The following is a 26626-nucleotide window of genomic DNA, read 5'->3' as shown; positions in this document are numbered from 1 at the left end:
CGGGAATTTGTGCTGTGCTTTCAGCGCGAAAATTCCCGACGATGGCCGGAACGACGACGCGCCCAGGCCGGGCAACACGGCCGCGCCAAAAACGAGCGAGCGCTCTCTCAGAAAATTTTCATCATCCCCCTTTTCCGGGCGCCGTTTCGTGGGCTAGGAATTAAGCAAGGGCGTAAAGCCCGGCCCGGACCAGCAACAAAATGAAATGGTCCGGGAGCATAGCCAGGGAGGCAACGTGGGTCTCGCGCGTCAGCGACCGGGGACGGCGAATGCGTTCGCGATGGACGTGCTTTGCGCGCGCATCCTCGAACGTCATCGGGATTCCATCCGGGTCCAGAAAACCCATCTCGCCGTTCCGAATCTCACGCGCATCATCGGCGCCACGCTCACGCTTTCCAACAAGCACGGCTTTCACGCCACCACGCTGCGCCAGCTCGCGGAAGCCTCCGGCCTCAGCATGGGCGGCCTTTATACGTACTTCGACAGCAAGCCGACGCTGCTGTCGATGATCCTCGGCGAGGTCGCCGAAACGGTGGCGGAGGTCCTCAACTCGCCGCCCGCCGACGTGAAGCAGGATGCGCGCAAGCATCTGCACTGGATCATCGCGACCCATGTCCGGATGAGCGAGGCGATGCAGCCCTGGTTCGTGTTCTGCTTCATGGAAGCAAAATCGTTTCCGCCGGCGGAGCGCCAGCGCGCCATCGAGATGGAGGTGATGACCGAGAAGATCATCGCCGGCGTCCTCAAGCAGGGCGTCGCCAGCGGCGTCTTCGCGATCGACCAGGTCACGCTGACGGCCTCGCTGATCAAGCCGCTGCTGCAGGACTGGTACGTCAAACGCGCGAAGTACCGCCGACGCGGCACCTCGATCGAGGCCTACATCAACACCGTCGGCGCGTTCGTCGACGCCGCGGTCGCGGCCAGGACGCGGCCCGGCCGCGTCGCGACCGGCTCTCGCACGAGATCCAGGCAGACGGCGCACCTATAGACGCAGGAAGGACGAGGCAATGAAGCGATTGCGGTTCAATCAACAGGAGATCGTCTTCGCCGTCTTTGCCGTGCTGTTCCTGGCGTTCTCGATCTTCCTGCGCGGCTTCCTGACGCCGGAGAACATGCTGACGCTGCTGCAGAACGTCGCGGTGCTCGGCATCCTCGGGCTTGCGATGGCGATCGTCGTGATCGGGCGCGGCATCGACATCTCCCTGATCGCAGCCCTCGCGGTGCCGCCGGGGCTCGTGCTGCAGATGGTGCAGAACGGCCACTCGCTGCCGGCCGCGCTGGTGACGGCCGTGCTGCTCACGATCGCGTTCGGTCTGGTCAATGGCTGGCTGATCGCCTACGCCGAGGTTCCTTCGCTGTTTGCGACGCTGGCGACCGGCCTGCTGCTCGCCGGCCTCGGGCAGGCCGCGCTGTTTCAGCTCGACGTCGTGCAGTGGAGCGACGGCATGAAGGGCTTCGAGCGGCTCGGACAAGGCACCATCCTCGGCATTCCGACCTCGATCGTGATGTTCGCGATCGCCTGCGTCGTGGTCGCGTTCCTGCTGCGCCAGACGCGCTGGGGCGCCTATATCTACGCGATCGGCGATAATCCCTACGCCGCCCGCGTCACCGGCATCCCCTCGCGCCCGATCATCGTGCTGCAATACGTCGTCGCGGCGCTGATCGGCTGCTTCGCGGGCCTCGTGATGGCGGCATCGGTCAACTCGATGCCGACCCGCATCTTCAATTCGACCCTGATCTACGACGTCATCCTCGTCGTCGTGCTCGGCGGCATCGGCCTGTCGGGCGGCCGCGGCGGCGTGCTCAACGTCATCATCGGCACGCTGCTGATCGGCACCATGCTGAACGGCATGACCATCATGGACATTTCCTACGCCGGACAGAATCTCGTCAAGGGTGTCGTCCTGCTGCTCGCCGTCATCACGGATTCATTCCTGAATCCGCGCAACGAAGAAACGGCACAGCAGGGCGACATCTGAACCAAGCCACAAGAACATTCAATCACGACCAAGGAGGAAGCAATGAAATACGCTGTCAGGACTGCAAAGGTGATCGCCGCTGCGCTCGGGCTTGCCGCCGTCGCCGCCCCGGCTCTGGCCCAGCAGGGCCTGGACGAGCCGTTCCAGAAGCCGTTCAGGGAAGCCCTCGCCGGCAAGACGGTGGCCTACGTTCCGGTCGCCATGAACTTCGACCTCACCGAAGGCTGGTACGCCGGCATGAAGAAGGAGCTCGAGCCCTTCGGCGTGAAGTTCGAAATCCGCGATCCCAACTGGAACACCAATGCCGGCGCGCAGGCGGTGACCTCGCTGATCTCGGAGAAGCCGGCCGTGATGGTGATCCACAATCCGGACGTGCAGACCTACGCCAAGTTGCTGCAACGCGCCGAGAACGAAGGCATCTACGTCATCCAGATCAACATGGGATCGGCCTATCGCTCGTCGGCCTTTGTCGGCGCCAACTGGATCGAGATCGGCGAGCGGGACACCGAAGCCGTGGTGAAGGCCTGCCAGGGCAAGTCGAACAAGATCGCCATCGTGCAGGGCGCGCTCTCGGCGGCCGCCAGCGCCTACACGCTCAAGGGCGTCGAGAACGTGCTCGCCAAGCATCCGGAGATCAAGGTGGTCTCGAGCCAGGCGGCCGACTGGGATGCCGCGAAGGCCAAGGCGATCACCCAGACCGTGCTGAAGCAGAATCCTGATCTTTGCGGCATCGTCGGCTTCTGGGACGGCATGGACATCGGCACCGCCGCTGCGGTGAAGGAAGCCGGCCTGACCGGCAAGGTATTCGTTGCGACCTCCGGCGGCGGCGAGCGCAAGGGCGCCTGCGAACTGGTGAAGTCCGGCGCGTTCGATCTCAACATGAGCTACGACGTGCCGACCCAGGCCGCGCAGATGGCCGGCACGATCAAATGGCTGCTGTCGTCGGGCGCCAAGGCCGGCTCGATCAAGGGTTCGGAATACACGACGCTGATTCCGATCACCAAGGAGAACGCGGACAGCCAGACCGCGTGCTGGAACCTGAGTGACCTGAAAAAATAGTCCGGCCATTCCCGCTCGACGTCCCGGGCGATCTCACCCGAGACGTCGATTTTCCCAAATCGAACGCCTTGCTGGAATGCCGATGCGCGACACCCTGACGAGCCTGCGTTATCGCTACTGGCCGGATCATCTCCTCGGCGAGATCCTGTCCAAGCGTTGGACCGAGACCGCAATACCGGTGATCCTGCTCTTGATCGTCGGCTTCGCGCTCAGCCGTTCCATCGATCACTTCCTGTCGCCGTCGAGCCTTGCCGATACCGCGCGGCAGGCCGGTGAGATCGGCTTCATCGGCCTCGGCATGGCGCTGGTCGTCATCGTCGGCGGCATCGATCTGTCGGTCGGCTCGATCTTCGCGCTGACGGATTTCTGCGCGCTCTATCTGCTCGACGTGCTGAACTGGCCGGTTCCCGCGGTGGTCGTCGCCACCCTCGTCTGCGGCGCACTGCTCGGCGCCGTCAACGGCGTGCTGATCGGCTACTTAAGGCTGCGCGCCTTCATCACCACGTTGATTACCTTAATCATCTACCGCTCGGCGTTCGATCTGCTGATCCAACGCTACTCCAATTCGATCGCCGCGGCCTTCCCCGACATCCCGTCCTGGAATTTCATCGGCGGCGGCGACGTGTTCGGCATTCCGAGCGTCGCTTTGGTCTACATCGCGATCGCCATCTTCGGCCATATCTTCATGACCCGGCTGCGCCCGGGCTGGCACATCACCGCGATCGGCGGCTCGCGCCGTTCCGCCTACAATTCCGGCATTCCGGTCCGCCGCACCATCGCGCTCTGCTATGTCGCAAGCGGCGTGCTGACCAGCATCGCTGCGCTGTTCTTCGCGGCCCGGCTCGGCACCGTCGGCGGCGATATCGGCGTCGGCCTCGAGGTGATCGTGCTGACCGCGACCGTGCTCGGCGGCATCACGCTCGGCGGCGGCAAAGGCTCGGTCGCAAAATCGCTGGTCGGCGTGCTGATCGTGCTCTTGATCACCAACGGCCTCACCACGCTCAATGCGCGTGGCGGCATCAACCGCATGGCGCTGGCGGGCATCCTGCTGGTCGCAGCGATGGTCGACATCCGCTGGCAGAAGAACCGCACCCGCATCATCAGCAAAGTCTATGTCGCGCCGACCTATCATGCGCTGCCGCCGCCGCCGGCCACCGAGATCGGCCAGGGCGGCCCGTTCGAGCAGAACGACAAGCTGCGCGACGTCGAATTGATCGGCCTCGGCCGCATCGAGGCGCCGGAGGACGTGATCCTCGATCGCAACAACAATCTCTACGCCGGCTCGCGCCATGGCGACATCATCCGCTTCCATGCGCCCGATTATCAGCGGATGGAGGTGTTCGCCCATATCGGCGGTCAGCCGCTCGGTATGGCGTTCGACCGGCAGGACAATCTCTATGTCTGCATCGGCGGCATGGGCCTTTACCGCATCACGCCCGACGGCACCGTGGAGAAGGCCACCGACGAGACCAACCGCAGCATGCATTCGGTGAACGACGACAGCCGGCTGCGGCTGGCCGACGACCTCGACATCACCGACGACGGCCTGATCTTCTTCTCGGAAGCCACCGTGCGCTACGAGATGGACGAATGGCCGATCGACGGCCTCGAGGCGCGCGGCAACGGCCGCATCATCTGCTACGACACCAAGACCGGCGCCACGCATACGGCGCTGCGCGGCCTCAAATTCCCCAACGGCATCTGCGTCGCCAGCGACGGCCAGTCGATTCTGTTCGCCGAGACCTTCGGCTGCTCGATCAAACGGCTGTGGTTCGCGGGACCGAAGAAGGGCGAGGTCGAGGTGGTGATGGACAATCTGCCGGGCTATCCCGACAACATCAATCTCGCCTCCGACGGCAATTACTGGCTGGCGCTGGTCGGTATGCGCAGCCCCTCGCTCGACCTTGCCTGGAAGATGCCCGGCTTCCGCCGCCGCATGGCCAAGCGCGTCCCGGTCGACGAATGGCTGTTCCCGAACATCAACACCGGTTGCGTCGTCAAGTTCAACGAGCAGGGCAAGATCCTCGAATCGTTCTGGGACCTGCGCGGCGAGAACCACCCGATGATCACCTCGATGCGCGAGCACCGCGGCTATCTCTATCTCGGCGGCATCATGAACAACCGGATCGGCCGCTACAAGCTGGAGAACGCGGACCCGAACTTCGTGCAGTATGACAAGCGCTGGGGGAAGCTGTCATGATCGCGGCCGTCAGGGAATTCGCCAACCGCTTTCTCGGCCGTGGCGAGGCCACCATCACCGTGCCGTCGTTCGACGGCGCACTCAAGCCGAATCAAAAACTGGAGACGGCGACGACCTTGCTGGAATGCGAGGCGCTAGAGGATCTCGCAACCGATGGCCGCAACCTCTATGTCGCCGACGGCCGGCGCCTGCTGCGCCTCGACGGCGGCGGAGCGGCCGAGCTGCGCAGCTTCGAGCAGCCGATTTCGGCACTCTGCGCGCTCACCGGCGGCGGCATCGCGGTCGCGCTCGGCGGCCGCGAGGTGCGGCTCTACGCCGATCCCTCGTCGGGCGAGCCTAGCGTGACGTTCAGCGACGCCGCCTTCAACGCGATCAACGCGCTGACGCAGGCCGGCGACGGCACCCTGATCGCAACCGACGGCTCGGCGACCTGCGGCATCGATGATTGGGCGCGCGACCTGATGGAGCTGAACCGAAGCGGCCGCGTGTCCCGGCTCGACCCCAGGACCAGATCGGTGCAGCCGCTGGCGTCGAAGCTCGGCTACGCCTTCGGCGCCTGCGCGCGCGGCGATGGTGTGCTGGTCAGCGAGAGCTGGCGGCATCGCCTCGTCCTCGTCTCCAATGGAAGGCCGCCGCAGATCGTGCTCGGTCATTTGCCCGTCTATCCGTCGCGGCTGTCGAAGGCCGCGGGCGGCGGCTATTGGCTCACCGCATTCACCGCGCGCACCCAGCTGATCGAGTTCGTGCTGCGCGAGCCGGCCTACCGGCGCCGCATGATGGCCGAGATCGACCCGGCCTATTGGGTGGCGCCGCGGCTGCGCTCGGGCTTCTCGTTCAAGGAGCCGATGCAGGGCGCGCACATCAAGACGATGGGCGTCATCAAGCCGTGGGCGCCGCCGCGCTCCTATGGCCTCGTCATCCGGCTGACCGAGGACGGCAAGCCAAAGTATTCGCTGCACAGCCGGGTCGACGGCGTCAATCACGGCGTCGTCGCGGCGCTCGAGCTGGGCGACGATCTTGTGCTGATCGCCAAGGGACCGGGCCGCGTGCTGAAACTGCCCCTCGCCGGGCTCGCCGAGGAGACAGGCTCATGAGCGACACCGTGTTGTCCCTGCGCAAGGCCACCAAGCTCTACGCCGGCGTCCCCGCCATCGAGGGCGTCGACTTCGATCTGCGCCGCGGCGAGATCCACGCGCTGGTCGGCGAGAACGGCGCCGGCAAGTCGACGCTGACCAAGGTGATGGCCGGCGTCGTGACCTTGACCTCCGGCGGCATGAGTGTCGATGGCGCGGAGGTCGCGCCGCGCACGCCGCTCGAGGCGCGCAATCTCGGCATCGCCATGGTGTTCCAGGAGAACAGCCTGGTGCCGACCATGACGGTCGCGCAAAACCTGTTTCTCGGGCAGGAGAAATTCTACAACCGGCTGCGCGGCATCTACATCGCCGCCCAGCAATTCCTGCAATCGCTGAATTTCGACGTGACGCCGACCGCCACCGTGAGCGGGCTCGGCGCCGCCAAGAAGCAAATGGTGGAGATCGCGCGTGCGGTTCTGCACAAGGCCAAGGTGATCATCTTCGACGAACCGACCGCGTCGCTGACGCCGGAAGAGAAGAAGTATTTCTTCGACCTGGTCCGTGACCTCAAGAAGCGCGGCGTCTCGATCATCTTCATCTCGCACGCGCTGGAAGAGGCTCTGCTGCTCGCCGACCGCATCACCGTGCTGCGCGACGGCAAGCATGTCATCACCGACGACGCGGCGAAATTCGACCGGGCGGCGATCGTGCAGGCGATGGTCGGGCGCGACCTCTCCAACACGCTGTATGGCGCGCGGAAGACCAGCGTCCGGCCGGCCGGTGCGCGCGTGCTCACGGTGCAGAACCTCAAGATGGCGCCGATGGTGAAGAACAATTCGCTGTCGGTGTTCGCCGGGCAGATCACCGGCGTGTTCGGCCTGGTCGGCGCCGGCCGCACCGAGACCTTCAAGATCGTCTCCGGCGTGTTGAAGCGCGACTTCTTCCATGGCGGCGAAATCCTGCTGCACGACAAGCCGGTGCGCTACCGGGTTCCGGCGCCGGCGGTCAAAGCCGGCATCGCCTATGTGACCGAGGATCGCAAGGTCGAGGGCTTCTTCGAAACCGCCTCGATCGCCCGCAACATCTATCTCGGCCTGCTTTCGAAGTTTCCCGGGGGCCGCATGATGTTGTCGCGGCGCGAGACCAATTCGGTCGGCAAGACCTGGACTCAGCGCCTCAAGGTTCGCGCCATCGGCGACGAGGCCAAGGTGGTCGAGCTGTCAGGCGGTAACCAGCAGAAGGTGGTGATCGCCAAATCGCTGGTGCAGGAGCCCGAGCTGATCATCTTCGACGAACCGACCCGCGGCGTCGACGTCGGCGCCATCGTCGAAATCCACGAGCTGATCAACCAGCTCGCCGACGAGGGCAAGGCGGTGGTGGTGATCTCGTCCTATCTGCCCGAGATCATGGCGCTGTCCGACCGCATCCTGGTCTCCCGCCAGGGCAAGGTGGTGGAGGAATTCTCCGCGCTCGAAGCCACCGAGGAGAAGATCATGTACGCGGCGATTCATTGATGCCCTGAAACGCGATGCGATTTTGGTTGAAGCGTCAGGCGCGGCGTGGGAAACCGCGACTGCTGCGGTCCTGGTCGCGAGCTACTTCGGTCCGACGGTTCCGGTCACCTTCAGTCTCGCCGATCTCACCCAACCCGAGACGTCGTTGCCCGTCCCCGGATTGAGATACATCACCGACGACCAGCCATCCTTGGTTTGCGCATACGCGATCAGTGCGTCATTCGGAATGACGAACACGCCGCGGATCGGACAGTGCAGATTCGGCGCCGAGTAGAATTGCAGCCGACCCGTGCCCGTCACCACATTGGCCAGCGGCGGCGACAGCATCGGGACGCGGCTGGTGCCGGTCTGCGGCTCCTTGCAGTTCGACGGCGTCTGCGCGTGCACGGTCTCCCCCGTAGCCCCCAGGATCAGGGCACAGCAGACCATGCAGGCGACGACGAACCTGTCCGACATCGCTGATCCTCCTGACGTCGCCGGTTGCGGCAACCGGCGAAGGGATTGATTCAGTTCGTGCCCGCGATGATGACGAGATTGTTCAGAACAGGCGTGGAGCAGAACGCGACGACGAGAGCGATGTTGTAAACGTTGTTGCTCCGCCAAAGCAGCCACGTGACCACGAACGTCAAGCCAAGCTTGGGCACCAGCCACCATACACCGAACCACGTCTGCGCCAGATGCATGAACGGGTTCAACTCACCCAATCCGAGACTCAGGATCACATTCGTCGACTCAAGGTCGGCGTAACCCAGCAGCAGCGCGAGGAGCACCAAAAGACCCTTAACCCAATTCATTCCGAGACTCCCGATGCCAGTAATGCCGAAGATGCCGGATTGGCCAGATCACACTGTTGATGATGTCCACGCGCTCGGCCGGCACGAGGCCCGTTGCAGGATATTCGCCCGGCTTCGGTATCCAGGCCGTGCCGAACAGAATGTCGAGAAACGGAAAGCAGGCAGCGAAATTTTTGTCCCTGTGCTCGGGAAGGACCGAATGATGGATCCGGTGCCATTGCGGATTGTTGATCCATGTCACATACCGACCGAGCGGAATGCGGACGTTGAGATGGGCACACGCATCGGGCATGAAGAAGATAAATCCCACCGCGATCACCATGTCCGGCGGGATGCGGAACAGGATCGCCATGATCGGAAGAAAGGCGTCGGACAACACCCTCTCCAGCCAGAAATGCCGGCCGCCGGTAATGAACGTGACGCCGTTCGCGCTGTGATGGAAGGAGTGCATCGCCCATAGAAAGGGGATCGCATGTTGAAGGCGATGATACGTGTACTTGTAGAGATCGAATGCAACCACGATGATCGCGAGTGAGACGTACCACCAGTAACCGTCGGTCGGCAGCTTGATCCAACCGAGACCGGTATAGCTCGCAATTTTGCCCGCGGTGATCGCCGCGATCGGAGCGAGCATGGACGACAACCCGAGGCTCACGATCACCGCGAGCCAATCATCGCGAAACTCGGCGTAGGGAACGTCCGCAATCGGCCATCTTTTTTCCAGGATGCGGCTGGTGTAGACGATGCCCAGAAACACGGCCGCATAAAATACGGCGTTTGCGATGTCACTCTGCATGAGGGATGACTCGCCGGTTCAAAAGGACAGACAATAAGAATAAAAACATTTCTGTGCCTATAAGCTAAAAAAGCTTATTTTTTCTCAACGCTCCGGCGGGGGCAAGCAGGGTTTTTACGGGGCGGCCCTCGCCTTCGGCCCGATTCTGGCCCGCGCGGGCGCATTTTTCCGGACGGGGTCCCCGATCCGGTGCGGCGACAGCCGGCTGAAGCGAACCCCGCGCCCGCCCGCAGGACATTGTGCGCACCGTGAAGGCGCGTGGTGCATCCCTGAGGGGCTATACAGAGCAACCCATCGACACCAGCACAGCAGCGGGCAAGTGCTTCCTGGACATGCTCGGTGTGTTCACCGAGTTCGAGACCAACCTCCGCAAAGAGCGGCAGCTTGGGAGTATCGCGGAGGCCAAGGCACGCGGGGTCTACCAGGGCCACAAAGCGTCCATCGACACCGCCAAAGTGAAGGCGCTCAAGGCTGAAGGCATGGGAGCGTCCGCTATCGCGAAGGCGCTCAAGATTGGCCGCGCGTCGGTTGACCGGGCTCTTGAGGACTGAGGAGGGAAGCCAATGACACCCACAGCGCCCTCCAACCGCGACCACGGGCTGTGTGAGTGCAGTGGAACGCAATCGATCCAGAAGTGTCTGGGGATGTTCTACTGAAGACGAGCACGCATCAGCTGCCCGAACCAATGGGAGCTTGCGTGAATGGCGCGCCGTGGCCGATGAAGATGGCCACTACGTGTTCGCCGTGGCGCTATGATGCAACGGTTCAATTTTGCCGACCGCCTTGCGACAGGACGGGAAGGAGGTGCCCATGCCGAAAACGATCGCGGTATTGGGCTCTGCCCTCTTCTTTGCGGTTGCGCCCAGCTCGGTGGCGGGGCTCGTTCCCTGGTGGATTACGCGTTGGGAGTTTCGGCCGCCCTTCTTCGATCTCGACGCGACGCGCGCCGTCGGGATCCTGTTGATCGTCGCCGGTCTACCCGGGCTTGTCGACTCGTTTGCACGCTTTGCGCTGCAAGGATTGGGCACGCCGGCGCCGATCGCACCGACGCAGAACCTCGTGGTGACGGGTCTCTATCGCTATGTGCGCAATCCTATTTACGTTGCCCTTGTCGCCGTCATTCTGGGCCAAGCGGTCTTGTTCGGCGACCAGCGCCTTCTTGGGTACGGTGTGTTGGTGTGGCTCGCCTTCCACGCGTTTGTCGTGGGGTACGAGGAGCCGGCGCTCGTTCGTATGTTCGGAACGGAGTACGAGGATTTCCGGGCCAATGTCCCGCGCTGGATTCCGCGGCTCACGCCCTGGCGAGCCGCACGACGCCGGAATCATTCGTGACGCGGGCGCCACCGCGGGAAGGGCGTGGTAGCGTGCTCTGTCGTAAAATGGCGCGCCCGGAACGATTCGAACGTCCGACCCTCAGATTCGTAGTCTGATGCTCTATCCAGCTGAGCTACGGGCGCATTTTCGCGGGTGGGCTTGAGCCCTCATGGCTCCGGGAGCCCCGGAACGTCGCGAAAGAGCGCTCTAGCTACAGGCTCCGGGTCCGGTTGGCAAGGTCTGGAAACGCCAATTTCGGCGCGGCTTTAGCCGCCCCGGAATACCGGAACGGCCTCAGGCCCTCGCCCGCTCGCTGCGGACCGACAGCAGTTCCACCGGGCGATCCGGGATCGAAATCCGGAAGGTGGCGCCGATCGTGCCCTCGACCAGATGGATGTGGCCGCCATGGGCCCGGATCAGCTCGGCGGCAATCGCAAGACCAAGCCCGCTGCCGCCGGGGCGGCCGGAGGTCTGGAATGCCTCGAACAGATGCTCGCGCGCCTTGGTCGGAACGCCCGGACCGGTGTCGGAGACCTCGATGATCGCAACCGTCCCCTCGCGGCGGCCGGTGATGCGGATCTGCTGCGCGCCGCCGTCGCCTGCGGGCCGGGTTTCCAGCGCCTGCGCCGCGTTGCGCACCAGATTGAGCAGCACGCGGAACAGCTGGTCCGGGTCGGCGTCGATGGTCAGGCCGCGCTCGATCGCGCTGATCCAGGTGATCGAGACATCGGTGGCAAGCCCGGCCGACTCCCGCACCTCGGCGACCGCGGGCTCCACCATGATGACGCGGCGATCAGGCGCCGCCTCCTGCGCGCGGCCATAAGAAAGCGTCGACTGGCAGAAGGCGATGGCGCGCTCCAGCGAGCGCAACAATTTCGGCGCAAAGCGTTGCACCCGCGGGTCGGGCACGCTGGCGAGCTGGTCCGACAGCAATTGCGAGGACGCCAGCAGATTGCGCAGGTCGTGATTGATCTTGGAGACGGCGAGCCCGAGCGCCGCAAGCCGGCTCTTCTGATGCAGCATCGAGACGAGGTCGCGCTGCATGTCCGACAGCTCGCGCTCGGCAACGCCGATCTCGTCGCCGCGCTGGCTCGGCACGATGATTCGCGCCGAACTCTCCGGATTCTCATGGAAGCCGACCAGGCTCGCGGTCAGCCGCCGCATCGGGCGCACGAACAAATAATGCAGCGCCAGATAGACCAGACCGGCGGTCAGGCCGGCAATCAACAGCGCGACGACCAGGACGTTGCGCGAGAAGCGGTACATCGCCTGCCGCAGCGGCTTCTCGTCGATCACGACCTCGATGAATTGCGCCTGGCCCGGCGCGGGTCCGACCACGCGGATGGTCTGGTCGCCGTGCTCCAGCATGATCTCGAAGGCATCGACGATCGCCGACCACACCGTCATGGTCCGCATGTCGACGTCATGGTCGATCGCCGCCGGCAGGTCGGCGCTGGCGAGCAGCCTGCGCTGCTGTCCCAATTTGATGGCGACCGCACGGGCGCCGATGCTGGTCAGGATCTGCCGCGCCAGCGAATCCGGCACCAGGCCGGACGGGGCGGCATCGAGCACCAGCGCCGCGGTATTGGCGGCGGCCAGGCGGTCATTGAGCCGGTTCATCCGGAAGTTGGCGATGGCCGGGACGTAGATCAGGAGCCCGGCGATCATCACCAGGGGAATCGTCAGCAGCAAAAGCTTGCCCGACAGCCCGAGCCGAGGGGACGGCTTGGGCCGCTGCTTCTGCGCGGTCGCCTGATCGTCAGTTAGAGCCACAAGATAAGGCCTTGTTTGGCTTAGGGGTCAGAAGATGCGGCCCGGCCCCCAAGCCGGTCAAATTACGGATCGCTAATGTGGACGGTTCCCCGAACGCCCCAAAGCGTCTCCATACCGTCAAATACCCCGCGAAATCAGATATATTCGCCCCAATTACGACGTTTCGAAGAAGCCTTTTTGCGACGTCCTGTGACATTGACGAAAACAGGGCGCTCCCTTATAAGCCGCGCCAACTGTCCGCGATGGCCCGGTTCTTGACCCGGGGGCGGCTCTTTGGGGCCGTCAACGGCTCGTTTGGGCCCGCCAGCATCACCGGACTCCATCTCAATACAACGGCAAATTGCCCGGTCAGCGGAGAATTACCCGTGAAGCGGACTTATCAACCCAGCAAACTGGTGCGCAAGCGCCGTCACGGCTTCCGCGCCCGTCTCGCCACGGCCGGCGGCCGTAAGGTCCTCGCTGCGCGCCGCGCGCGTGGCCGCAAGCGCCTGAGCGCCTGAGCCCGGACGTCTCCTCTCCGGAGATACCCATTATGGATCGGCTGAGGCAGCGGGCGGATTTCCTCGCCGTTGCCAATGGCGCACGGGCGAATACCACAGCTTTTGTGCTGCAGGGCCGCCGCCGCGACGACCAGGGCCCGATCCGCGTCGGCTATACCGTCACCAAGAAGAACGGCACCGCGACCGAGCGCAACCGCATCCGCCGCCGGCTTCGCGAAGTGATGAGACAGGTCGACGCCGTATTCATGCGGCCGCACCATGATTATGTGCTAGTGGGCCGTCGTGACGCGCTGACCCGCGACTTTGCGACCATGCTTGACGACCTGCGGTCGGCGCTGCGCCGCCTCGACCGGCCTGCGCCCAACACGGGTAATAACAAGACGGGTACCAACAAGGCGGGTAACAAGAGCGCGCCCAATCCGAATGGAATGACGAGACCCTAAGAGATGTCCGACAACCGCAACACGATCCTTGCCGTCATTCTGTCCGGCCTCGTCCTGATCGCCTGGCAATACTTCTACAATGTGCCGCAGATGGAGAAGCAGCGCGAAGCGCAGCGCCAGGCGGAGTTGCAGAAGCCGGCGCCGCAGGCGACCCCGGGTGCTGCTCCCGGCACCGCTCCGGGCACCTCGACGACCCCCTCTCCGGCCCCCGGCGCGCCTGCTGCTGACGCTCCGGTCGCGAGCCGCGAGACGGTGCTTGCCTCCGGCCCGCGCATCAAGATCGAGACCCCGCGCGTCACCGGCAGCATCGCGCTGAAGGGCGCCCGGATCGACGACCTGGCGCTGGTTCAGTTCCGCGAGACGGTCGATCCCAAATCGCCGGCCGTCGTACTGCTTTCGCCGTCGGGCACGGCCGAGCCTTATTATGCCGAGTTCCTGTGGCTGACCGCCAACGGCTCATCGGTGAAGACGCCGAACGCCGAAACCGTCTGGCAGCAGGAGGGATCGAACAGCCTGTCGCCGGGCACCCCGGTGATTCTGAAATACGAGAACGGCCAGGGCCTGACCTTCCGCCGCACCATCTCGATCGACGATCGCTACCTGTTCTCCATCAAGGACGAGGTCATCAATCAAGGCAGCGCGCCGGTGACGCTGTATCCGTTCGGTCTGATCTCGCGCGGCGGCAAGCCGCCGGTCTCCGGCTACGCGATTCTGCATGAAGGCCCGATCGGCTATCTCGGCGAACACGGCCTGCAGGAATTCAGCTACAAGAACATCGACGAGGCCAAGACCTCGACCGGCGGAAATTCGCGCGGCATCGTGTTCACGAAGGTCACCGACGGCTGGCTCGGCATCACCGACAAATACTGGGCCACGGCACTGCTGCCGGAGACCACCGCAACGCTCGAAAGCGCCCGCTTCACGACCGGCGACAAGCGCTACCAGACCGACTACATGCTCGGCGCGCAGACCATTCCGATCGGCGGCACCGGCGTTGCCAACGGACGGCTGTTCGCCGGCGCGAAGGAGGCCGCCACGGTCGGCCTCAACTTCCCGCTGGTCGGCTTCGGCGGCTACAACAAGCAGCTTGGCCTCAACCATTTCGATCTCCTGATCGACTGGGGCCATTTCTACTTCATCACCAAGCCGATGTTCCTGGCGCTCGACTGGTTCTATCGCCTGGTCGGCAATTTCGGCATCGCGATCCTCTTGGTGACCGTGATCGTGAAGCTGTTGTTCTTCCCGCTCGCCAACAAGTCCTACGCCTCGATGGCGAAGATGAAGTCGGTGCAGCCGCAGCTGCAGGCGCTGAAGGAACGTTATCCTGATGACCGCGTGAAGCAGCAGCAGGAGATGATGGAGATCTACAAGAAGGAGAAGATCAACCCGATCGCGGGCTGTCTTCCCGTCGCCTTGCAGATCCCGGTGTTCTTCTCGCTCTACAAGGTGCTGTTCATCACCATCGAAATGCGGCACGCGCCGTTCTTCGGCTGGATCAAGGACCTCTCGGCGCCTGATCCGACCAATCTGTTCACGCTGTTCGGCCTGATTCCGTTCGATCCGATCGCGCTGCTCGGACCGCATTTCGGCGCCTATCTGGTGATGGGTATCTGGCCGATCATCATGGGCATCACGATGTGGGTCCAGATGAAGCTCAATCCGGCGCCGCCGGATCCGACCCAGAAGATGATCTTCGACTGGATGCCGCTGATCTTCACCTTCATGCTGGCCGGCTTCCCGGCGGGTCTCGTGATCTACTGGGCCTGGAACAACCTGCTGTCGGTGCTGCAGCAGAGCTTCATCATGCGCAAGAATGGCGTGAAGGTGGAGCTGTTCGACAATCTGAAGGCGACGTTCGCCAAGAAGACGACCTAGGTAGCACCGTCATTGCGAGCGAAGCGAAGCAATCCACGCCTCAACACGAGGAGAAATGGATTGCTTCGTCGCTTCGCTCCTCGCAATGACGGAACGAGAGTGGGGCGCCGCGCATGAGCACCGAACCCGATGCGGCGCTGATCGAGCAAGGCCGAAAGCTGTTCGCCGGCGACTGGCGCTTCATCTGGGCCTCGCCCTCGATCGAGACGCTGCCGCCGATGGCCGGCCTCGAGGTCGCCTTTGCCGGCCGCTCCAATGTCGGCAAGTCGAGCCTGATCAACGCGCTGACCGGCCGCAGCAACCTGGCGCGCACCTCGCACACGCCCGGGCGCACCCAGGAGCTGATCTTCTTTGAGGGGCCGGAGAAGGCGGGCTTCCGCCTGGTCGACATGCCCGGCTACGGCTACGCCTCGGCGCCCAAGACCAAGGTGGCGTCGTGGACGGCGCTGATCCACAAATTCCTGCTCGGGCGCGCGACACTGGCGCGGGTCTACGTGCTGATCGACGCGCGCCACGGCATCAAGGACGTCGATCTCGACGTGCTGAAGACGCTGGACAAGTCCGCGGTGAGCTATCAGGTCGTGCTGACCAAGGCCGATCAGGTGAAGGCCGGCGAACTCAAGACCGTCATCGCCGACACGTCAGCAACGCTCGCAAAACATCCAGCCGCCTTCCCCGAAATGCTGGTGACCTCGTCGCGCACCGGCGACGGCATGCCGGAGCTGCGTGCCGCCATGGTGCGCCTGATCGAGGAACGGCGCTGATGAGCGGCGCATCCCGCCTCCTGATCGGCCTTGCCGCCATCATGGGCGCCTGCGGCGTGATGCTGGCGGCGGCCGCAGCCCATCTGCCTGATGCCACGCGGCTGGCGGCGGCATCCTCGATGCTGCTGTTCCATGCGCCCGCCGTCGTCGCGGCCATCGCGGTCGCGGATCGCGCGATCATCCATGCGAAGCTCGCAGTCGTGGCGGCGGCCGGGTTCGTCATCGCGGCGTCATTGTTCGCGGGCGACCTCGTGCTGCGCCAATATGCCGGCCATGGATTGTTTCCGATGGCTGCGCCGACCGGCGGAACGCTGTTGATCCTGAGCTGGCTGGCACTGGCGGTCGCGGCGGTGTGGCCGAAGCGGTGATGACCGCCATACTTCCTTCTCCCCTTGTGGGAGAAGGTGGCGCGGATGCAATCCGCGCCGGATGAGGGGTCTCTATCCGCGGAGACAGACCCCTCACCCGGCTTCGATGCAGTCGCATCGAAGCCACCCTCTCCCACAAGGGGAGAGGGTCAAGACCGCTTTGCGCCCTGCCCGCCAATCAGATAGAACCGCGCCACCCCTCCGCTGACGACGAGACCAGCCTCATGACCGACCAGCACATCAGCCCGCTCGATCAGGCCCGCATCCTGTCCGAGGCGCTGCCGCACATGCAGGAATATGACGAGGAAACCATCGTCATCAAATATGGCGGCCATGCCATGGGCGCCGAGGACACCGCGAAGGCGTTCGCGCGCGACATCGTGCTGCTCGAGCAGACCGCGATCAATCCGGTGGTCGTGCATGGCGGCGGGCCGCAGATCGCGACCATGCTGAAGCGCCTCGGCATCCAGTCGGAATTCGCCGCGGGCCTGCGCATCACCGACGCCGCGACCATCGAAATCGTCGAGATGGTGCTGGCGGGCTCGGTCAACAAGCAGATCGTCGGCTACATCAACGAGGCGGGCGGCAAGGCCGTGGGCCTCTCCGGCAAGGACGGCAACATGGTGAAGGCGTCGAAGACGACGCGCACCATGGTCGATCCGGATTCCAACATCGAGAAGGCCATCGATCTCGGCTTCGTCGGCGACCCCGAAAAGGTCGACCTCACGCTGCTCAATCAGCTGATCGGCTATGAGCTGATCCCGGTGCTGGCGCCGCTCGCGACCTCGCAGGACGGCCAGACCCTGAACATCAACGCCGACACCTTCGCCGGCGCGATCGCGGGCGCGCTGAAGGCCAAGCGCCTGCTGCTGCTGACGGACGTGCCGGGCGTGCTCGACAAGTCCAAGAAGCTGATTCCGGACCTGTCGATCAAGGAAGCCCGCAAGCTGATCGCCGACGGCACGATTTCCGGCGGCATGATCCCGAAGGTCGAGACCTGCATCTACGCGCTCGAACAGGGCGTGCAGGGCGTCGTGATCATCGACGGCAAGACGCAGCACGCAGTGCTGCTCGAGCTCTTCACCAACCAGGGCACCGGCACGCTGATCCACAAGTAATGGCAGACGCGGGACACACGGCGAGGATTCCTCGCCGGTCGCTGCCGGCGCGGCTCGCGATGTCGCTGCCCGCCGCGCTGGTGTCGTTCCTGTTCTCGTCGGCGCCGGCACATGCCGACCTCAAGCTCTGCAACCGCATGAGCTATGTGATCGAGGCCGCGATCGGCATCGACGATAAGGCCGCGACCGCGACACGCGGCTGGTTCCGCATCGATCCCGCGACCTGCCGGGTCGTGGTACAGGGCGCGCTCACCGCCGACCGCGTGCTGCTGAATGCCCGCGCGCTCGGCGTCTACGGTGCGTCGCCGATCCCGCAGAACGGCACCGATACGCTCTGCGTCGCGCAGGATAATTTCGTGATCGCCGCCGCGCGACAATGCCGTTCCGGCCAGATGCCCGCGCAATTCACCCAGATCACGCCGACCAAGACCGACGACGGCCATCTGGTCGCCTATCTCGCCGAAGACAGCGAATATGACGACGAGCAGGCGCGCCTCGCCGGCATCCAGCGCCTGCTGGTGATCGCGGGCTACGATGCCGCGCCGATCGACGGCGTCGACGGGCCGAAGACCCAGAGTGCGCTGGCGGCCTTCCTGAAGAGCCGCGGGCTCGCCGGCGACATCGTGCAGTCGCCGAATTTCTTCGCCACCATGATCGATGCCGTGCAGAAGCCGTCGCCATCGGGGCTGACCTGGTGCAACGACACGCCGCACAAGGTGATGGCCGCGGTTGCAACCGACGACGGCAAGGTGGTGACCAGCCGCGGCTGGTATCGCATCGACCCCGGCAAGTGCCTGCATCCCGACGTATCAGGCACGCCGAAGCAGATCTATTCGTTTGCCGAAGCGGTCGACAACGACAACCGGGCCATCCGCATCAAGGACAAGCCGCTGAACTGGGGCGGTGGGGTCCAGCTCTGCACCCGCGAAAGCAAGTTCGAGATCAACGAACAGGGCGACTGCAGCACCCGCGGCCTCGCCGCGCTCGGCTTCACCACCGTCGACATGACCAGCGGCGGCAAGACGCTGCGCTTTGCGATGCCGTGATGAAGATAATGAGGCCGCAAACATCGATGTCGTCCTGGCGAAGGCCAGGACCCATTACCACAAGACTGCGTTTGGCGAAGAACGACGAGCACCGTGCCACATTGATAGATTCCGCGGTATGGGTCCTGGCTTTCGCCAGGACGACGGCGGAGGGCGGAACGACGTTCACGCTGACAAGTGGAGAGCCACAATGAATACTCCCCGCAGCTTCGGCCATGTCGAGACCTGGGTGTTCGACCTCGACAACACGCTGTACCCGCATCACGTCAACCTGTGGCAGCAGGTCGATGCGCGGATCGGCGAGTTCGTCAGCAACTGGCTGAAGATCTCTCCCGAGGAAGCACGGCGGCTGCAGAAGGACTACTACCTGCGCTACGGCACCACGATGCGCGGCATGATGACCGAGCACGGCGCGCAGGCCGACGACTATCTCGCCTATGTGCACAAGATCGACCACTCGCCGCTGCAGCCGAATCCGGCGATGGGAGCCGCGATCGCAAAACTGCCGGGGCGCAAGCTGATCCTGACCAACGGCTCGGTCGACCATGTCGATGCGGTGCTGGGCCGGCTCGGCATCGGCAACCATTTCGACGGCGTGTTCGACATCATCGCCGCCGATCTCGAGCCGAAACCGGCGCCGCAGACCTACCAGAAGTTCCTCAGGCTTCACGACGTCGATCCGGCGAAGGCTGCGATGTTCGAGGACCTCGCGCGCAACCTGGTGGTGCCGCATGAGCTCGGCATGACCACCGTGCTGGTCGTGCCCGACGGCAGCCAGGAGGTGGTGCGCGAGACCTGGGAGCTCGAAGGCCGCGACGCCGCCCATGTCGACCACGTCACGGACGATCTCACCGGCTTCTTGCAGCGGCTGAAGCCGTAGCCTTTCAACAGGTGTCGTCCCGGCGAAAGCCGGGACCCATAACCACCAATCTGCGCCTGGCTACGCGCTGTGGCCCCAGCGTGCCGCAACGCTGGCATTCGTGGTTATGGGTCCGGGCTCGCGCTTCGCTTGGCCGGGACGACGGAAAAGAGACCACTCGGCGACGGAGGAGTTTGCCTTGACTCCGCGGCCCCAAATTCCGAAAAAGCCCCGCAAAATCCCGTCATAATCCCCGATACGCCAAGGATTGTCCCGATGTCGCTGTCCGCCCTCGAAACCACCGTCAACACCGCGTTCGACGCCCGCGAAGGCATTTCGACCTCGACCAAGGGCGAGGTCCGCGAGGCGGTCGACCACGCGCTGGAGCTGCTCGACAAGGGCGAGGCCCGCGTCGCCGAGCGCGAGACGAGCGGTAAGTGGAAGGTCAATCAGTGGCTGAAGAAGGCCGTGCTGCTGTCGTTCCGCCTCAACGACATGGGTCAGATCGCGGGTGGCCCGGGCAAGGCATCGTGGTGGGACAAGGTGCCGTCGAAGTTCGAGGGCTGGGGCGAGAACCGTTTCCGCGACGCCGGCTTCCGCGCCGTGCCGGGCGCGATCGTGCGCCGCTCGGCCTTCATCGCCCGCAACGTCGTGCTGATGCCCTCCTTCGTCAATCTAGGCGCCTATGTCGATGAAGCCACCATGATCGACACCTGGTCGACGGTCGGCTCCTGCGCCCAGATCGGCAAGCGCGTGCACATCTCCGGCGGCGTCGGCATCGGCGGCGTGCTCGAGCCGCTGCAGGCCGAGCCGGTGATCGTCGAGGACGACTGCTTCATCGGCGCGCGCTCGGAGGTCGCCGAGGGCGTGATCGTGCGCAAGGGCGCAGTGCTGTCGATGGGCGTATTCCTCGGCGCCTCGACCAAGATCGTCGACCGCGAGACCGGCGAAATCTTCGTCGGCGAGGTCCCGGAATATGCCGTCGTGGTGCCCGGCACCCTGCCGGCCAAGCCGCTGAAGAACGGCCAGCCGGGACCTGCCACCGCCTGCGCCGTGATCGTCAAGCGCGTCGACGAGCGCACCCGCGCCAAGACCAGCATCAACGAGCTGCTGCGGGATTGATCTGCGCCGCGGAAATCGCGCCATCACCGTCACCCTGAGGTGGCCGCTTCTTCAGCGGCCCTCGAAGGGTCGACGGCCCCACTGTGCCCGTTCACCCTTCGAGACGCGCTACGCGCTCCTCCAGCGACAAAGGCGAAGCCTTTGCGCGGGGGTGACGGATCACATTTCGAACCAAGCACCTCTCGAAAACGACATATCTCCGGGCCGCGAAGAATTGCCGCAGCCCGGAGCTTATTTTCATGGACTGGGCCAACTACCTGTTCGGCTTCAAGGGCCGCGTCAACCGGGCCAAATTCTGGCTCGCAGGGCTGATCATCGTCTGCTGGATGATGTTCCTGGCTTTACTGGCGGTCTCGGCCGGCCTCGGCGGCAAGAACGGGTTCAGCTTCAATGTCGACGACATCTTCCGGGCCTTCGACCCCGACAGCTACAAATCGCTGAGCTGGGCCGGATTGCCGGCATTGCTGGTCAAGGCCTGCGGAACGTTCTTGTTCGTTTGGGTCTATGTCGCTGTCTCGATCAAGCGACTGCACGACCGCGACAAGAGCGGCTGGTGGATGGTGCCGTTTTTCGCGATCCCGGGTCTCACGAGCCAGTTCTCGGACCGGCTCCCCGATGAATCCTATTGGGTGATGGCCGCGGGCCTGATCGTCTTCGTGCTCTATGTCTGGGGCTTCATCGAGCTCGCCTTTCTGCGCGGCACCAGCTACCCCAATCGCTACGGCCCCAATCCGCTCGGGAAAACCCATGTGCGGCAAGGCCGCGACGGCGGGTCGCGCTCCGCGCGCGGCTGGGATCAGCAGAGCGAGCTCGATATCGTGCCGCACAAAGCTGGTCCCCCTGCCGTGTGACGTGTTAAGCGAGGCGCATGAGTGATGCCGTCTCGATTACCCGCGATCTCGTTCGCTGCCCCTCCGTCACCCCGGCCGACGCCGGCGCGCTTGGCGTTCTCGAAAACCTGCTGAAAACCGCCGGCTTCGAGGTCCACCGCGTGACCTTCTCCGAGCCCGGCACCGCCGATGTCGACAACCTCTATGCGCGCATCGGCTCTTCGGCGCCGCATATCACCTTCGCCGGCCACACCGACGTGGTGCCGCCCGGCGATGAAGCCGCGTGGACGCTCGGCGCGTTCTCCGGCGAGGTCAAGGACGGTTATCTCTATGGCCGCGGCGCCGTCGACATGAAGGGCGGCATCGCCTGCAGCGTCGCCGCGGTGCTGCAATATCTCAGCGATCATGGCGGCAAGCCACAAGAGAATGGCAACGGCTCGATCTCCTTCCTGATCACCGGCGATGAGGAAGACGTCTCGATCAACGGCACCGTCAAGCTGCTGAAATGGTGCGCCGAGCGCGGCGAGACATTCGATCATTGCGTGCTCGGCGAGCCCTCGAATGTCGAAGTGCTGGGCGACATGATCAAGATCGGCCGGCGCGGCTCGCAGTCCGGCACGCTTGTGGTCGATGGCGTGCAGGGCCACGTCGCCTATCCGCATCGCGCCTCGAACCCGGTGCCGGATATCTCGCGGCTGATCGTGGCGCTGAGCGACGAGCCGCTCGATCACGGCAGCGCGCAGTTCCAGGCCAGCAACCTCGAATTCACCACGGTCGATGTCGGCAACACCGCCAGCAACGTGATCCCGGGCCAGGCACGGGCGAAATTCAACATCCGCTACAACGACAACCACACCCAGGAGAGCCTGCGGCAGCTGGTCGACGCGCGGCTGGTGAAAGCCTGCGGCAACCGGATCCGCGCCCATATCGATTGGCAACCGTCGAACTCGAACGTGTTCGTCACCCAGCCCGGCCCGTTCACCGACCTCGCGGTCGCCGCGATCGAGGAGATCACCGGCCGCAGGCCGGAGCTATCGACCTCCGGCGGCACCTCGGATGCGCGCTTCATCTCCAGCTATTGCCCGGTGATCGAGTTCGGCCTGGTCGGCCAGACCATGCACCAGGTCGACGAGCGCACGCCGGTGGCCGATCTGGAGAAGCTGACGAAGATCTATCGGGGCGTGCTGGAGCGGTATTTCGGGTAGGCCAGCCGCCCGGCTGGACAAAAATATCGAAAACAACCCCATGCACAGTAGAGATTGGGGCCACTGGTCATCCACCTGCACCAGATACAGTACTAGGCTCACGATCGTAGGAATGGAGCACAGCGATACCCATCGCATTCCTGGCGAGAGGATGGGTATCGCTTCGCTCCACCCATCCTACAAGATCATTCACACCGCCTAGTAATCCACCCGCATCAGGTAGAGCCCGTCCGGCGGCGCCACGGGGCCGCAGGCGGCGCGGCTGCGGGCGGCGAGCGCACCCGCGAGATCGTCGGCGCTCCAGCGGCCCTCGCCGACCCAGACCAGCGAGCCCACCATCGAGCGCACCTGGCTGTGCAGGAACGAGCGCGCCGACGTCACGATGTTGACGGTGGCGCCGTCACGGGTGACGTCGAGCTGATCGAGCGTCTTCTCCGGCGACTTGGCCTGGCACTCGGTGTCGCGGAAGGTGGTGAAATCATGCTTGCCGAGCAGGCGCTGCGCGGCGGCGTGCATCGCGTCAGCATCGAGCGCGCGCGGCACGCGCCAGACGCGGCCGATGTCGAGCGCGAGGTTCGCGCGCGTGTTGGTGATGCGATAGAGATAGTGCCGCCTGGTCGCGGAGAACCGCGCCTCGAAATCGCCGGGCACGATGTCAGCCGCGAGCACGCCGATCGGATTGGGCCGCAGATGCGCATTCAGCCCGTCGCGAAAGCGGCCGGGCGGAAAATGCTTGGCGATGTCGCAATGCGCGACCTGGCCGCGCGCATGCACGCCGGCATCGGTACGCCCGGCGCCATGGACGCGCACGTCCTCGCCACAGATCGCCTTGACCGCCGCCTCCAGCGCGCCCTGCACGGTCGGCGCGGTGTCCTGGATCTGCCAGCCGGAGAACGGCGTGCCGTCATATTCGATGGTGAGCTTGTAGCGGGGCATCATTCAATCTGGTTTGGCCGTCATTGCCGGGCTTGACCCGGCAATCCATCGTCTTCGGGACAAGCTTCTTTTCGAGATGGATGCGCGGGTCAAGCCCGCGCATGACAATCTCAGGACACCTTTGCGCCAGGCTTCAACGGCGTGCCGCGCAGAAAATCCGCTGCCTTCATCGGCGCCTTGCCGGCGCGCTGCAGTTCGAGGATCCGGATCGCGCCGTCGCCGCAGGCGATCGCGAAATTGTCGTCGAGCACATCGCCCGGTGCGCCCGAACCCTTGGCCAGCTCGCAGCGCAGGATCTTCAGTCGCACCGGCTCGCCTTCGCCGGTGAGCTCGCACCAGGCGCCGGGAAACGGCGAGAGCCCGTGAATGTGCCGCAGCACCGCATGCGCCGGCTGCTTCCAGTCGATCCGCGCCTCGGCCTTCTCGATCTTGGCCGCATAGGTGACGCCGTCCGCGCTCTGCTTCGTCAGCTGCAAGCCGCCGCGCCCGAGCGCCGCCATCGCGCGCACCATCAGGTCGGCACCGAGCGGCGCCAGCGCGTCGTGCAGATCGGATGCCGTCATGCTGTCCGTGATCGGCAGCCGCTCGGCCATCGCGACGTCGCCGGTGTCGAGGCCGACATCCATCTTCATCACCATCACGCCGCTCGCGGCATCGCCAGCCATGATGGCGCGGTTGATCGGCGCGGCGCCGCGCCAGCGCGGCAGCAGCGAGGCATGCAGGTTGAAGCAGCCGAGCTTCGGCGCGTCGAGAATGGCCTGCGGCAGGATCATGCCATAGGCGACGACGACGGCGGCATCCGCGTCATGGGCGCGAAACTCCTCGAGCGCTTCCGGGGTCTTGAGGGTCTTCGGCGTCAGCACGGGAATGCCGAGGCAGCGCGCCTCCTGCTCGACCGGCGTCGGCTGCAATTGCAGGCCGCGCCGCCCGCCCGGCTTCGGCGCGCGGGTGTAGACCGCCACAACCTCATGGCCATGGGCTACGAGCTCCAGCAGCGTCGGCACCGCGAAATCGGGCGTGCCCATGAAGATCAGGCGGAGAGGCATGCGGTCAGATTCTTCCGGGAGGATCCAATCTTCGTCATGGCCGGGCTTGTCCCGGCCATCCACGTCTTTGGTCTCCCAGAAGGAAGACGTGGATGCCCGGGTCAAGCCCGGGCATGACGGCGGAGTGCGCGCGCCTACTCCGCCGCGCGCTTGGCGGCCTTCTCGAATTTCTTGAAGACGCGGTCGCGCTTCAGTTTCGACAGATAATCCACGAACAGCACGCCGTTGAGATGATCGATTTCGTGCTGGATGCAGGTGGCGTAGAGCCCTTCCGCATCCTCCTCATGCACCGTGCCGTCGAGATCGGTGAATCGCACGCGTACCCGCGCCGGCCGCTCGACCTCCTCGTAATATTCGGGGATCGACAGGCAGCCCTCTTCGTACACCGACAGCTCTTCCGAACGCGCAATGATCTCCGGATTGATGAAGACGCGCGGCTTCGCCGTGGTTTCGCCGTTCTCGTCGCGCTTGGCGAGGTCCATGGTGATCAGCCGCAGCGGCTGCGCGACCTGGATCGCCGCCAGCCCAATGCCGGGCGCGTCATACATGGTCTCGAGCATGTCGTCGGCCAGCTTGCGGATCTCCGGCGTCACCTTCTCGATCGGTTTCGACACCAGCCGCAACTGCTTGTCCGGCAGGATGATAATTTCTCTTAATGCCATGGCGGCGATTTAAGCTGCTGACTTCATGGGGTCAATGCGCTCAGGAACCCGTTAGGACAACCTTAACCACGTTTCTTCACCCCGCATTAACCCGGAAAATCAGGAATGCATTTGCCATAAACGTTCCCTCTTCGTTCGCACCTGACCGCGAATCGGCTACAACTGCCGGCATGAACGAGATTCTCCTCACGATTGGCGACCTTCCCATCCGTGTCTCCGACGCATTGATCGGCCTTGGGGCGCTGGCGCTGATCCTGCTGTTCGCCATTGCGGTGGTGATCGCACGCGCCAGCCGGCGCGGCGCGGAACTCGCAATGGCCCAGGCCATCCGCGCCGAAGAGCTGGAGGAGCGCCTCGCCGACATGCTGCGGGCCCAGAGCGAATCCTCCGGGCGGGTCGATGCCAAGGTTGATACTATGGCGCAGGCGCTGGCCGGCCGCCAGGCCGAGATGGCCCGGGCCGTCAACGAGCGGCTCGATTCGGTGACCCACCGGGTCGGCCAGTCGATGGAGCAGTCGACCCGCAACACGATGGATTCGCTGCGCGTGCTGCACGAGCGGCTCGGCATCATCGACCACGCCCACAAGAACCTCAACGAGCTCACCACCCAGGTGACGACGCTGCGCGACGTGCTCGCCAACAAGCAATCGCGCGGCGCGTTCGGCCAGGCGCGGATGGAGGCGATCGTCCAGGACGGCATGCCGAAGGGCTCGTTCGAGTTCCAGTATACGCTGACGTCGGGCAAGCGGCCGGACTGCGTGGTGTTCCTGCCCGACCAGCGCCCGCTCTGCATCGATGCGAAATTCCCGCTCGAGGCCATGACCGCGTTGCACGATGCGCGCAGCGACGAGGAGCGCAAATTCGCCAGCCAGCGGCTGCGCGCCGACGTGCTGAAGCATGTCAGCGACATCGCGGAGAAGTACCTGATCCCGGGCGAGACCCAGGACACCGCGCTGATGTTCGTGCCGTCGGAATCGGTCTATGCCGAGATCCATGACGGCTTCGACGACGTGATCCAGAAGGCCTATCGCGCCCGCGTCGTGCTGGTGTCGCCGTCGCTCTTGATGCTGGCGATCCAGGTGATGCAGCAGATCCTGAAGGACGCCCGCATTCGCGACGCCGCCGACCAGATCCGCAACGAGGTGATGCATCTCGGCGACGACCTCGGCCGCCTGCGCGATCGCGTGCTCAAGCTGCAGACCCATTTCGGCCAGGTGAACGAGGACGTCAGGCAGATCCTGATCTCCGCCGACAAGATCGAGAAACGCGCCGGCCGCATCGAGGAACTCGACTTCAGCAAGTCCGAGACCCCGATCGAGGTCCCCCGCTTCGTCAAGCCCGCCCCCGACC

At 64.5% G+C, this 26626-nt stretch carries 26 protein-coding genes, 1 tRNA gene and 1 pseudogene; 20 read left to right on the top strand and 8 right to left on the bottom strand.

Annotated features, from left to right (window positions below; genetic code table 11):
- Positions 1-280: 280 nt before the first annotated feature.
- The 6 genes from I6F38_RS19875 to I6F38_RS19850 all read left to right on the top strand — a co-directional run bounded on the left by I6F38_RS19875 (position 281) and on the right by I6F38_RS19850 (position 7825).
- Positions 281-988: a TetR/AcrR family transcriptional regulator gene (locus I6F38_RS19875; RefSeq protein WP_176936742.1), complete on the top strand. Its 708-nt coding sequence runs from the start codon at positions 281-283 to the stop codon at positions 986-988.
- Between the two features lie 19 nt (positions 989-1007).
- Positions 1008-1979, top strand: a complete 972-nt coding sequence (locus tag I6F38_RS19870) for an ABC transporter permease (protein ID WP_050385026.1) — start codon at positions 1008-1010, stop codon at positions 1977-1979.
- Between the two features lie 42 nt (positions 1980-2021).
- Positions 2022-3038 carry a sugar ABC transporter substrate-binding protein gene (locus I6F38_RS19865; protein ID WP_225161519.1) on the top strand — a complete coding sequence of 339 codons (1017 nt, stop codon included), beginning with the start codon at positions 2022-2024 and terminating at the stop codon, positions 3036-3038.
- A 76-nt stretch (positions 3039-3114) separates the two neighbouring features.
- A complete protein-coding gene (locus tag I6F38_RS19860) occupies positions 3115-5238 on the top strand; it encodes an SMP-30/gluconolactonase/LRE family protein (protein WP_225161518.1) in 2124 nt (707 codons plus the stop codon).
- Positions 5235-6332, top strand: coding sequence for a hypothetical protein (locus I6F38_RS19855; protein ID WP_225161517.1), 1098 nt, complete (start codon positions 5235-5237; stop codon positions 6330-6332). Before I6F38_RS19860 ends, I6F38_RS19855 begins: the two co-directional genes overlap by 4 nt.
- Complete coding sequence (locus I6F38_RS19850) at positions 6329-7825, top strand: sugar ABC transporter ATP-binding protein (protein ID WP_225161516.1); 1497 nt, start codon at positions 6329-6331, stop codon at positions 7823-7825. Before I6F38_RS19855 ends, I6F38_RS19850 begins: the two co-directional genes overlap by 4 nt.
- A gap of 81 nt (positions 7826-7906) precedes the next feature.
- Here I6F38_RS19850 and I6F38_RS19845 read toward each other — a convergent pair whose 3' ends face one another.
- From I6F38_RS19845 to I6F38_RS19835, 3 genes are read right to left on the bottom strand one after another with little or no spacing between them, the layout of a single operon-like run.
- Positions 7907-8281 (bottom strand): hypothetical protein, encoded by a 375-nt coding sequence (locus tag I6F38_RS19845; protein ID WP_225161515.1) that lies wholly within the window; start codon positions 8279-8281, stop codon positions 7907-7909.
- A gap of 50 nt (positions 8282-8331) precedes the next feature.
- Positions 8332-8619 carry a DUF5658 family protein gene (locus tag I6F38_RS19840; RefSeq protein ID WP_225161514.1) on the bottom strand — a complete coding sequence of 96 codons (288 nt, stop codon included), beginning with the start codon at positions 8617-8619 and terminating at the stop codon, positions 8332-8334.
- Positions 8606-9415 (bottom strand): sterol desaturase family protein, encoded by an 810-nt coding sequence (locus I6F38_RS19835; protein ID WP_225161513.1) that lies wholly within the window; start codon positions 9413-9415, stop codon positions 8606-8608. The genes I6F38_RS19840 and I6F38_RS19835 overlap by 14 nt, the downstream gene beginning before the upstream one ends.
- A gap of 230 nt (positions 9416-9645) precedes the next feature.
- Here I6F38_RS19835 and I6F38_RS19830 point away from each other — a divergent pair.
- Positions 9646-9966, top strand: a pseudogene (locus tag I6F38_RS19830) (recombinase family protein); the annotation flags it as partial.
- A gap of 259 nt (positions 9967-10225) precedes the next feature.
- Positions 10226-10747, top strand: a complete 522-nt coding sequence (locus tag I6F38_RS19825) for an isoprenylcysteine carboxylmethyltransferase family protein (protein WP_225161512.1) — start codon at positions 10226-10228, stop codon at positions 10745-10747.
- 48 nt (positions 10748-10795) lie between these two features.
- On the opposite strand, the gene I6F38_RS19820 is transcribed toward I6F38_RS19825, so the two are convergent.
- Together I6F38_RS19820 and I6F38_RS19815 are read right to left on the bottom strand one after the other, a co-directional pair.
- Positions 10796-10872: transfer RNA gene (locus I6F38_RS19820), tRNA-Arg, on the bottom strand.
- 151 nt (positions 10873-11023) lie between these two features.
- A complete protein-coding gene (locus I6F38_RS19815) occupies positions 11024-12502 on the bottom strand; it encodes a HAMP domain-containing sensor histidine kinase (RefSeq protein ID WP_057018967.1) in 1479 nt (492 codons plus the stop codon).
- A gap of 365 nt (positions 12503-12867) precedes the next feature.
- On the opposite strand from I6F38_RS19815, the gene rpmH reads away from it, so the two are divergent.
- The 11 genes from rpmH to dapE all read left to right on the top strand — a co-directional run bounded on the left by rpmH (position 12868) and on the right by dapE (position 22632).
- On the top strand, positions 12868-13002 hold the full coding sequence (gene rpmH, locus I6F38_RS19810; protein WP_008542748.1) for a 50S ribosomal protein L34: 135 nt from the start codon (positions 12868-12870) through the stop codon (positions 13000-13002).
- Positions 13003-13034: 32 nt separating this feature from the next.
- Positions 13035-13445, top strand: coding sequence for a ribonuclease P protein component (gene rnpA, locus I6F38_RS19805; protein ID WP_057018968.1), 411 nt, complete (start codon positions 13035-13037; stop codon positions 13443-13445).
- Positions 13446-13448: 3 nt separating this feature from the next.
- Positions 13449-15320, top strand: coding sequence for a membrane protein insertase YidC (gene yidC, locus I6F38_RS19800; protein ID WP_225161511.1), 1872 nt, complete (start codon positions 13449-13451; stop codon positions 15318-15320).
- Between the two features lie 113 nt (positions 15321-15433).
- Positions 15434-16084, top strand: a complete 651-nt coding sequence (gene yihA / locus I6F38_RS19795; protein ID WP_028340402.1) for a ribosome biogenesis GTP-binding protein YihA/YsxC — start codon at positions 15434-15436, stop codon at positions 16082-16084.
- Positions 16084-16452, top strand: a complete 369-nt coding sequence (locus tag I6F38_RS19790; RefSeq protein ID WP_225161510.1) for a DUF423 domain-containing protein — start codon at positions 16084-16086, stop codon at positions 16450-16452. The genes yihA and I6F38_RS19790 overlap by 1 nt, the downstream gene beginning before the upstream one ends.
- Positions 16453-16676: 224 nt before the next feature.
- Positions 16677-17570: an acetylglutamate kinase gene (gene argB / locus I6F38_RS19785; RefSeq protein WP_016848093.1), complete on the top strand. Its 894-nt coding sequence runs from the start codon at positions 16677-16679 to the stop codon at positions 17568-17570.
- Between the two features lie 59 nt (positions 17571-17629).
- The gene (locus I6F38_RS19780) at positions 17630-18616 is read left to right on the top strand and encodes a DUF1036 domain-containing protein (RefSeq protein WP_225161544.1); all 987 of its coding nucleotides are present in this window, start codon (positions 17630-17632) and stop codon (positions 18614-18616) included.
- A 190-nt stretch (positions 18617-18806) separates the two neighbouring features.
- Positions 18807-19496: a pyrimidine 5'-nucleotidase gene (locus I6F38_RS19775; RefSeq protein WP_225161509.1), complete on the top strand. Its 690-nt coding sequence runs from the start codon at positions 18807-18809 to the stop codon at positions 19494-19496.
- Positions 19497-19751: 255 nt separating this feature from the next.
- Positions 19752-20597 (top strand): 2,3,4,5-tetrahydropyridine-2,6-dicarboxylate N-succinyltransferase, encoded by an 846-nt coding sequence (gene dapD / locus I6F38_RS19770; protein ID WP_028335932.1) that lies wholly within the window; start codon positions 19752-19754, stop codon positions 20595-20597.
- 239 nt (positions 20598-20836) lie between these two features.
- A complete protein-coding gene (locus tag I6F38_RS19765; RefSeq protein WP_225161508.1) occupies positions 20837-21448 on the top strand; it encodes a DUF805 domain-containing protein in 612 nt (203 codons plus the stop codon).
- A 17-nt stretch (positions 21449-21465) separates the two neighbouring features.
- Entirely contained in the window at positions 21466-22632 is a 1167-nt protein-coding gene (gene dapE, locus I6F38_RS19760; protein ID WP_225161507.1) for a succinyl-diaminopimelate desuccinylase, read from the top strand.
- 198 nt (positions 22633-22830) lie between these two features.
- Here the strand turns inward: dapE and truA are convergent, their stop codons facing one another.
- The 3 genes from truA to def form a co-directional block, all read right to left on the bottom strand.
- On the bottom strand, positions 22831-23568 hold the full coding sequence (gene truA / locus I6F38_RS19755; RefSeq protein WP_225161543.1) for a tRNA pseudouridine(38-40) synthase TruA: 738 nt from the start codon (positions 23566-23568) through the stop codon (positions 22831-22833).
- Positions 23569-23678: 110 nt separating this feature from the next.
- The gene (gene fmt / locus I6F38_RS19750; RefSeq protein ID WP_225161506.1) at positions 23679-24614 is read right to left on the bottom strand and encodes a methionyl-tRNA formyltransferase; all 936 of its coding nucleotides are present in this window, start codon (positions 24612-24614) and stop codon (positions 23679-23681) included.
- A 134-nt stretch (positions 24615-24748) separates the two neighbouring features.
- Positions 24749-25276: a peptide deformylase gene (gene def, locus I6F38_RS19745; protein ID WP_038385628.1), complete on the bottom strand. Its 528-nt coding sequence runs from the start codon at positions 25274-25276 to the stop codon at positions 24749-24751.
- Between the two features lie 170 nt (positions 25277-25446).
- On the opposite strand from def, the gene rmuC reads away from it, so the two are divergent.
- The coding region (gene rmuC, locus I6F38_RS19740; protein ID WP_225161505.1) for a DNA recombination protein RmuC at positions 25447-26626 on the top strand (1180 nt) is incomplete at its 3' end.

The organism is Bradyrhizobium sp. BRP56, assembly GCF_020194035.1.
Lineage (GTDB): Bacteria > Pseudomonadota > Alphaproteobacteria > Rhizobiales > Xanthobacteraceae > Bradyrhizobium > Bradyrhizobium australafricanum.
This window is presented reverse-complemented; position numbering and strand designations above follow the sequence as displayed.

Coding starts and splice junctions, on each gene's coding strand:
- I6F38_RS19875 (WP_176936742.1), top strand. CDS start 281: ATGGACGTGCTTTGCGCGCGCATCCTCGAACGTCATCGGGATTCCATC.
- I6F38_RS19870 (WP_050385026.1), top strand. CDS start 1,008: ATGAAGCGATTGCGGTTCAATCAACAGGAGATCGTCTTCGCCGTCTTT.
- I6F38_RS19865 (WP_225161519.1), top strand. CDS start 2,022: ATGAAATACGCTGTCAGGACTGCAAAGGTGATCGCCGCTGCGCTCGGG.
- I6F38_RS19860 (WP_225161518.1), top strand. CDS start 3,115: ATGCCGATGCGCGACACCCTGACGAGCCTGCGTTATCGCTACTGGCCG.
- I6F38_RS19855 (WP_225161517.1), top strand. CDS start 5,235: ATGATCGCGGCCGTCAGGGAATTCGCCAACCGCTTTCTCGGCCGTGGC.
- I6F38_RS19850 (WP_225161516.1), top strand. CDS start 6,329: ATGAGCGACACCGTGTTGTCCCTGCGCAAGGCCACCAAGCTCTACGCC.
- I6F38_RS19845 (WP_225161515.1), bottom strand. CDS start 8,281: ATGTCGGACAGGTTCGTCGTCGCCTGCATGGTCTGCTGTGCCCTGATC.
- I6F38_RS19840 (WP_225161514.1), bottom strand. CDS start 8,619: ATGAATTGGGTTAAGGGTCTTTTGGTGCTCCTCGCGCTGCTGCTGGGT.
- I6F38_RS19835 (WP_225161513.1), bottom strand. CDS start 9,415: ATGCAGAGTGACATCGCAAACGCCGTATTTTATGCGGCCGTGTTTCTG.
- I6F38_RS19825 (WP_225161512.1), top strand. CDS start 10,226: ATGCCGAAAACGATCGCGGTATTGGGCTCTGCCCTCTTCTTTGCGGTT.
- rnpA (WP_057018968.1), top strand. CDS start 13,035: ATGGATCGGCTGAGGCAGCGGGCGGATTTCCTCGCCGTTGCCAATGGC.
- yidC (WP_225161511.1), top strand. CDS start 13,449: ATGTCCGACAACCGCAACACGATCCTTGCCGTCATTCTGTCCGGCCTC.
- yihA (WP_028340402.1), top strand. CDS start 15,434: ATGAGCACCGAACCCGATGCGGCGCTGATCGAGCAAGGCCGAAAGCTG.
- I6F38_RS19790 (WP_225161510.1), top strand. CDS start 16,084: ATGAGCGGCGCATCCCGCCTCCTGATCGGCCTTGCCGCCATCATGGGC.
- argB (WP_016848093.1), top strand. CDS start 16,677: ATGACCGACCAGCACATCAGCCCGCTCGATCAGGCCCGCATCCTGTCC.
- I6F38_RS19780 (WP_225161544.1), top strand. CDS start 17,630: ATGTCGCTGCCCGCCGCGCTGGTGTCGTTCCTGTTCTCGTCGGCGCCG.
- I6F38_RS19775 (WP_225161509.1), top strand. CDS start 18,807: ATGAATACTCCCCGCAGCTTCGGCCATGTCGAGACCTGGGTGTTCGAC.
- dapD (WP_028335932.1), top strand. CDS start 19,752: ATGTCGCTGTCCGCCCTCGAAACCACCGTCAACACCGCGTTCGACGCC.
- I6F38_RS19765 (WP_225161508.1), top strand. CDS start 20,837: ATGGACTGGGCCAACTACCTGTTCGGCTTCAAGGGCCGCGTCAACCGG.
- dapE (WP_225161507.1), top strand. CDS start 21,466: ATGAGTGATGCCGTCTCGATTACCCGCGATCTCGTTCGCTGCCCCTCC.
- truA (WP_225161543.1), bottom strand. CDS start 23,568: ATGCCCCGCTACAAGCTCACCATCGAATATGACGGCACGCCGTTCTCC.
- fmt (WP_225161506.1), bottom strand. CDS start 24,614: ATGCCTCTCCGCCTGATCTTCATGGGCACGCCCGATTTCGCGGTGCCG.
- def (WP_038385628.1), bottom strand. CDS start 25,276: ATGGCATTAAGAGAAATTATCATCCTGCCGGACAAGCAGTTGCGGCTG.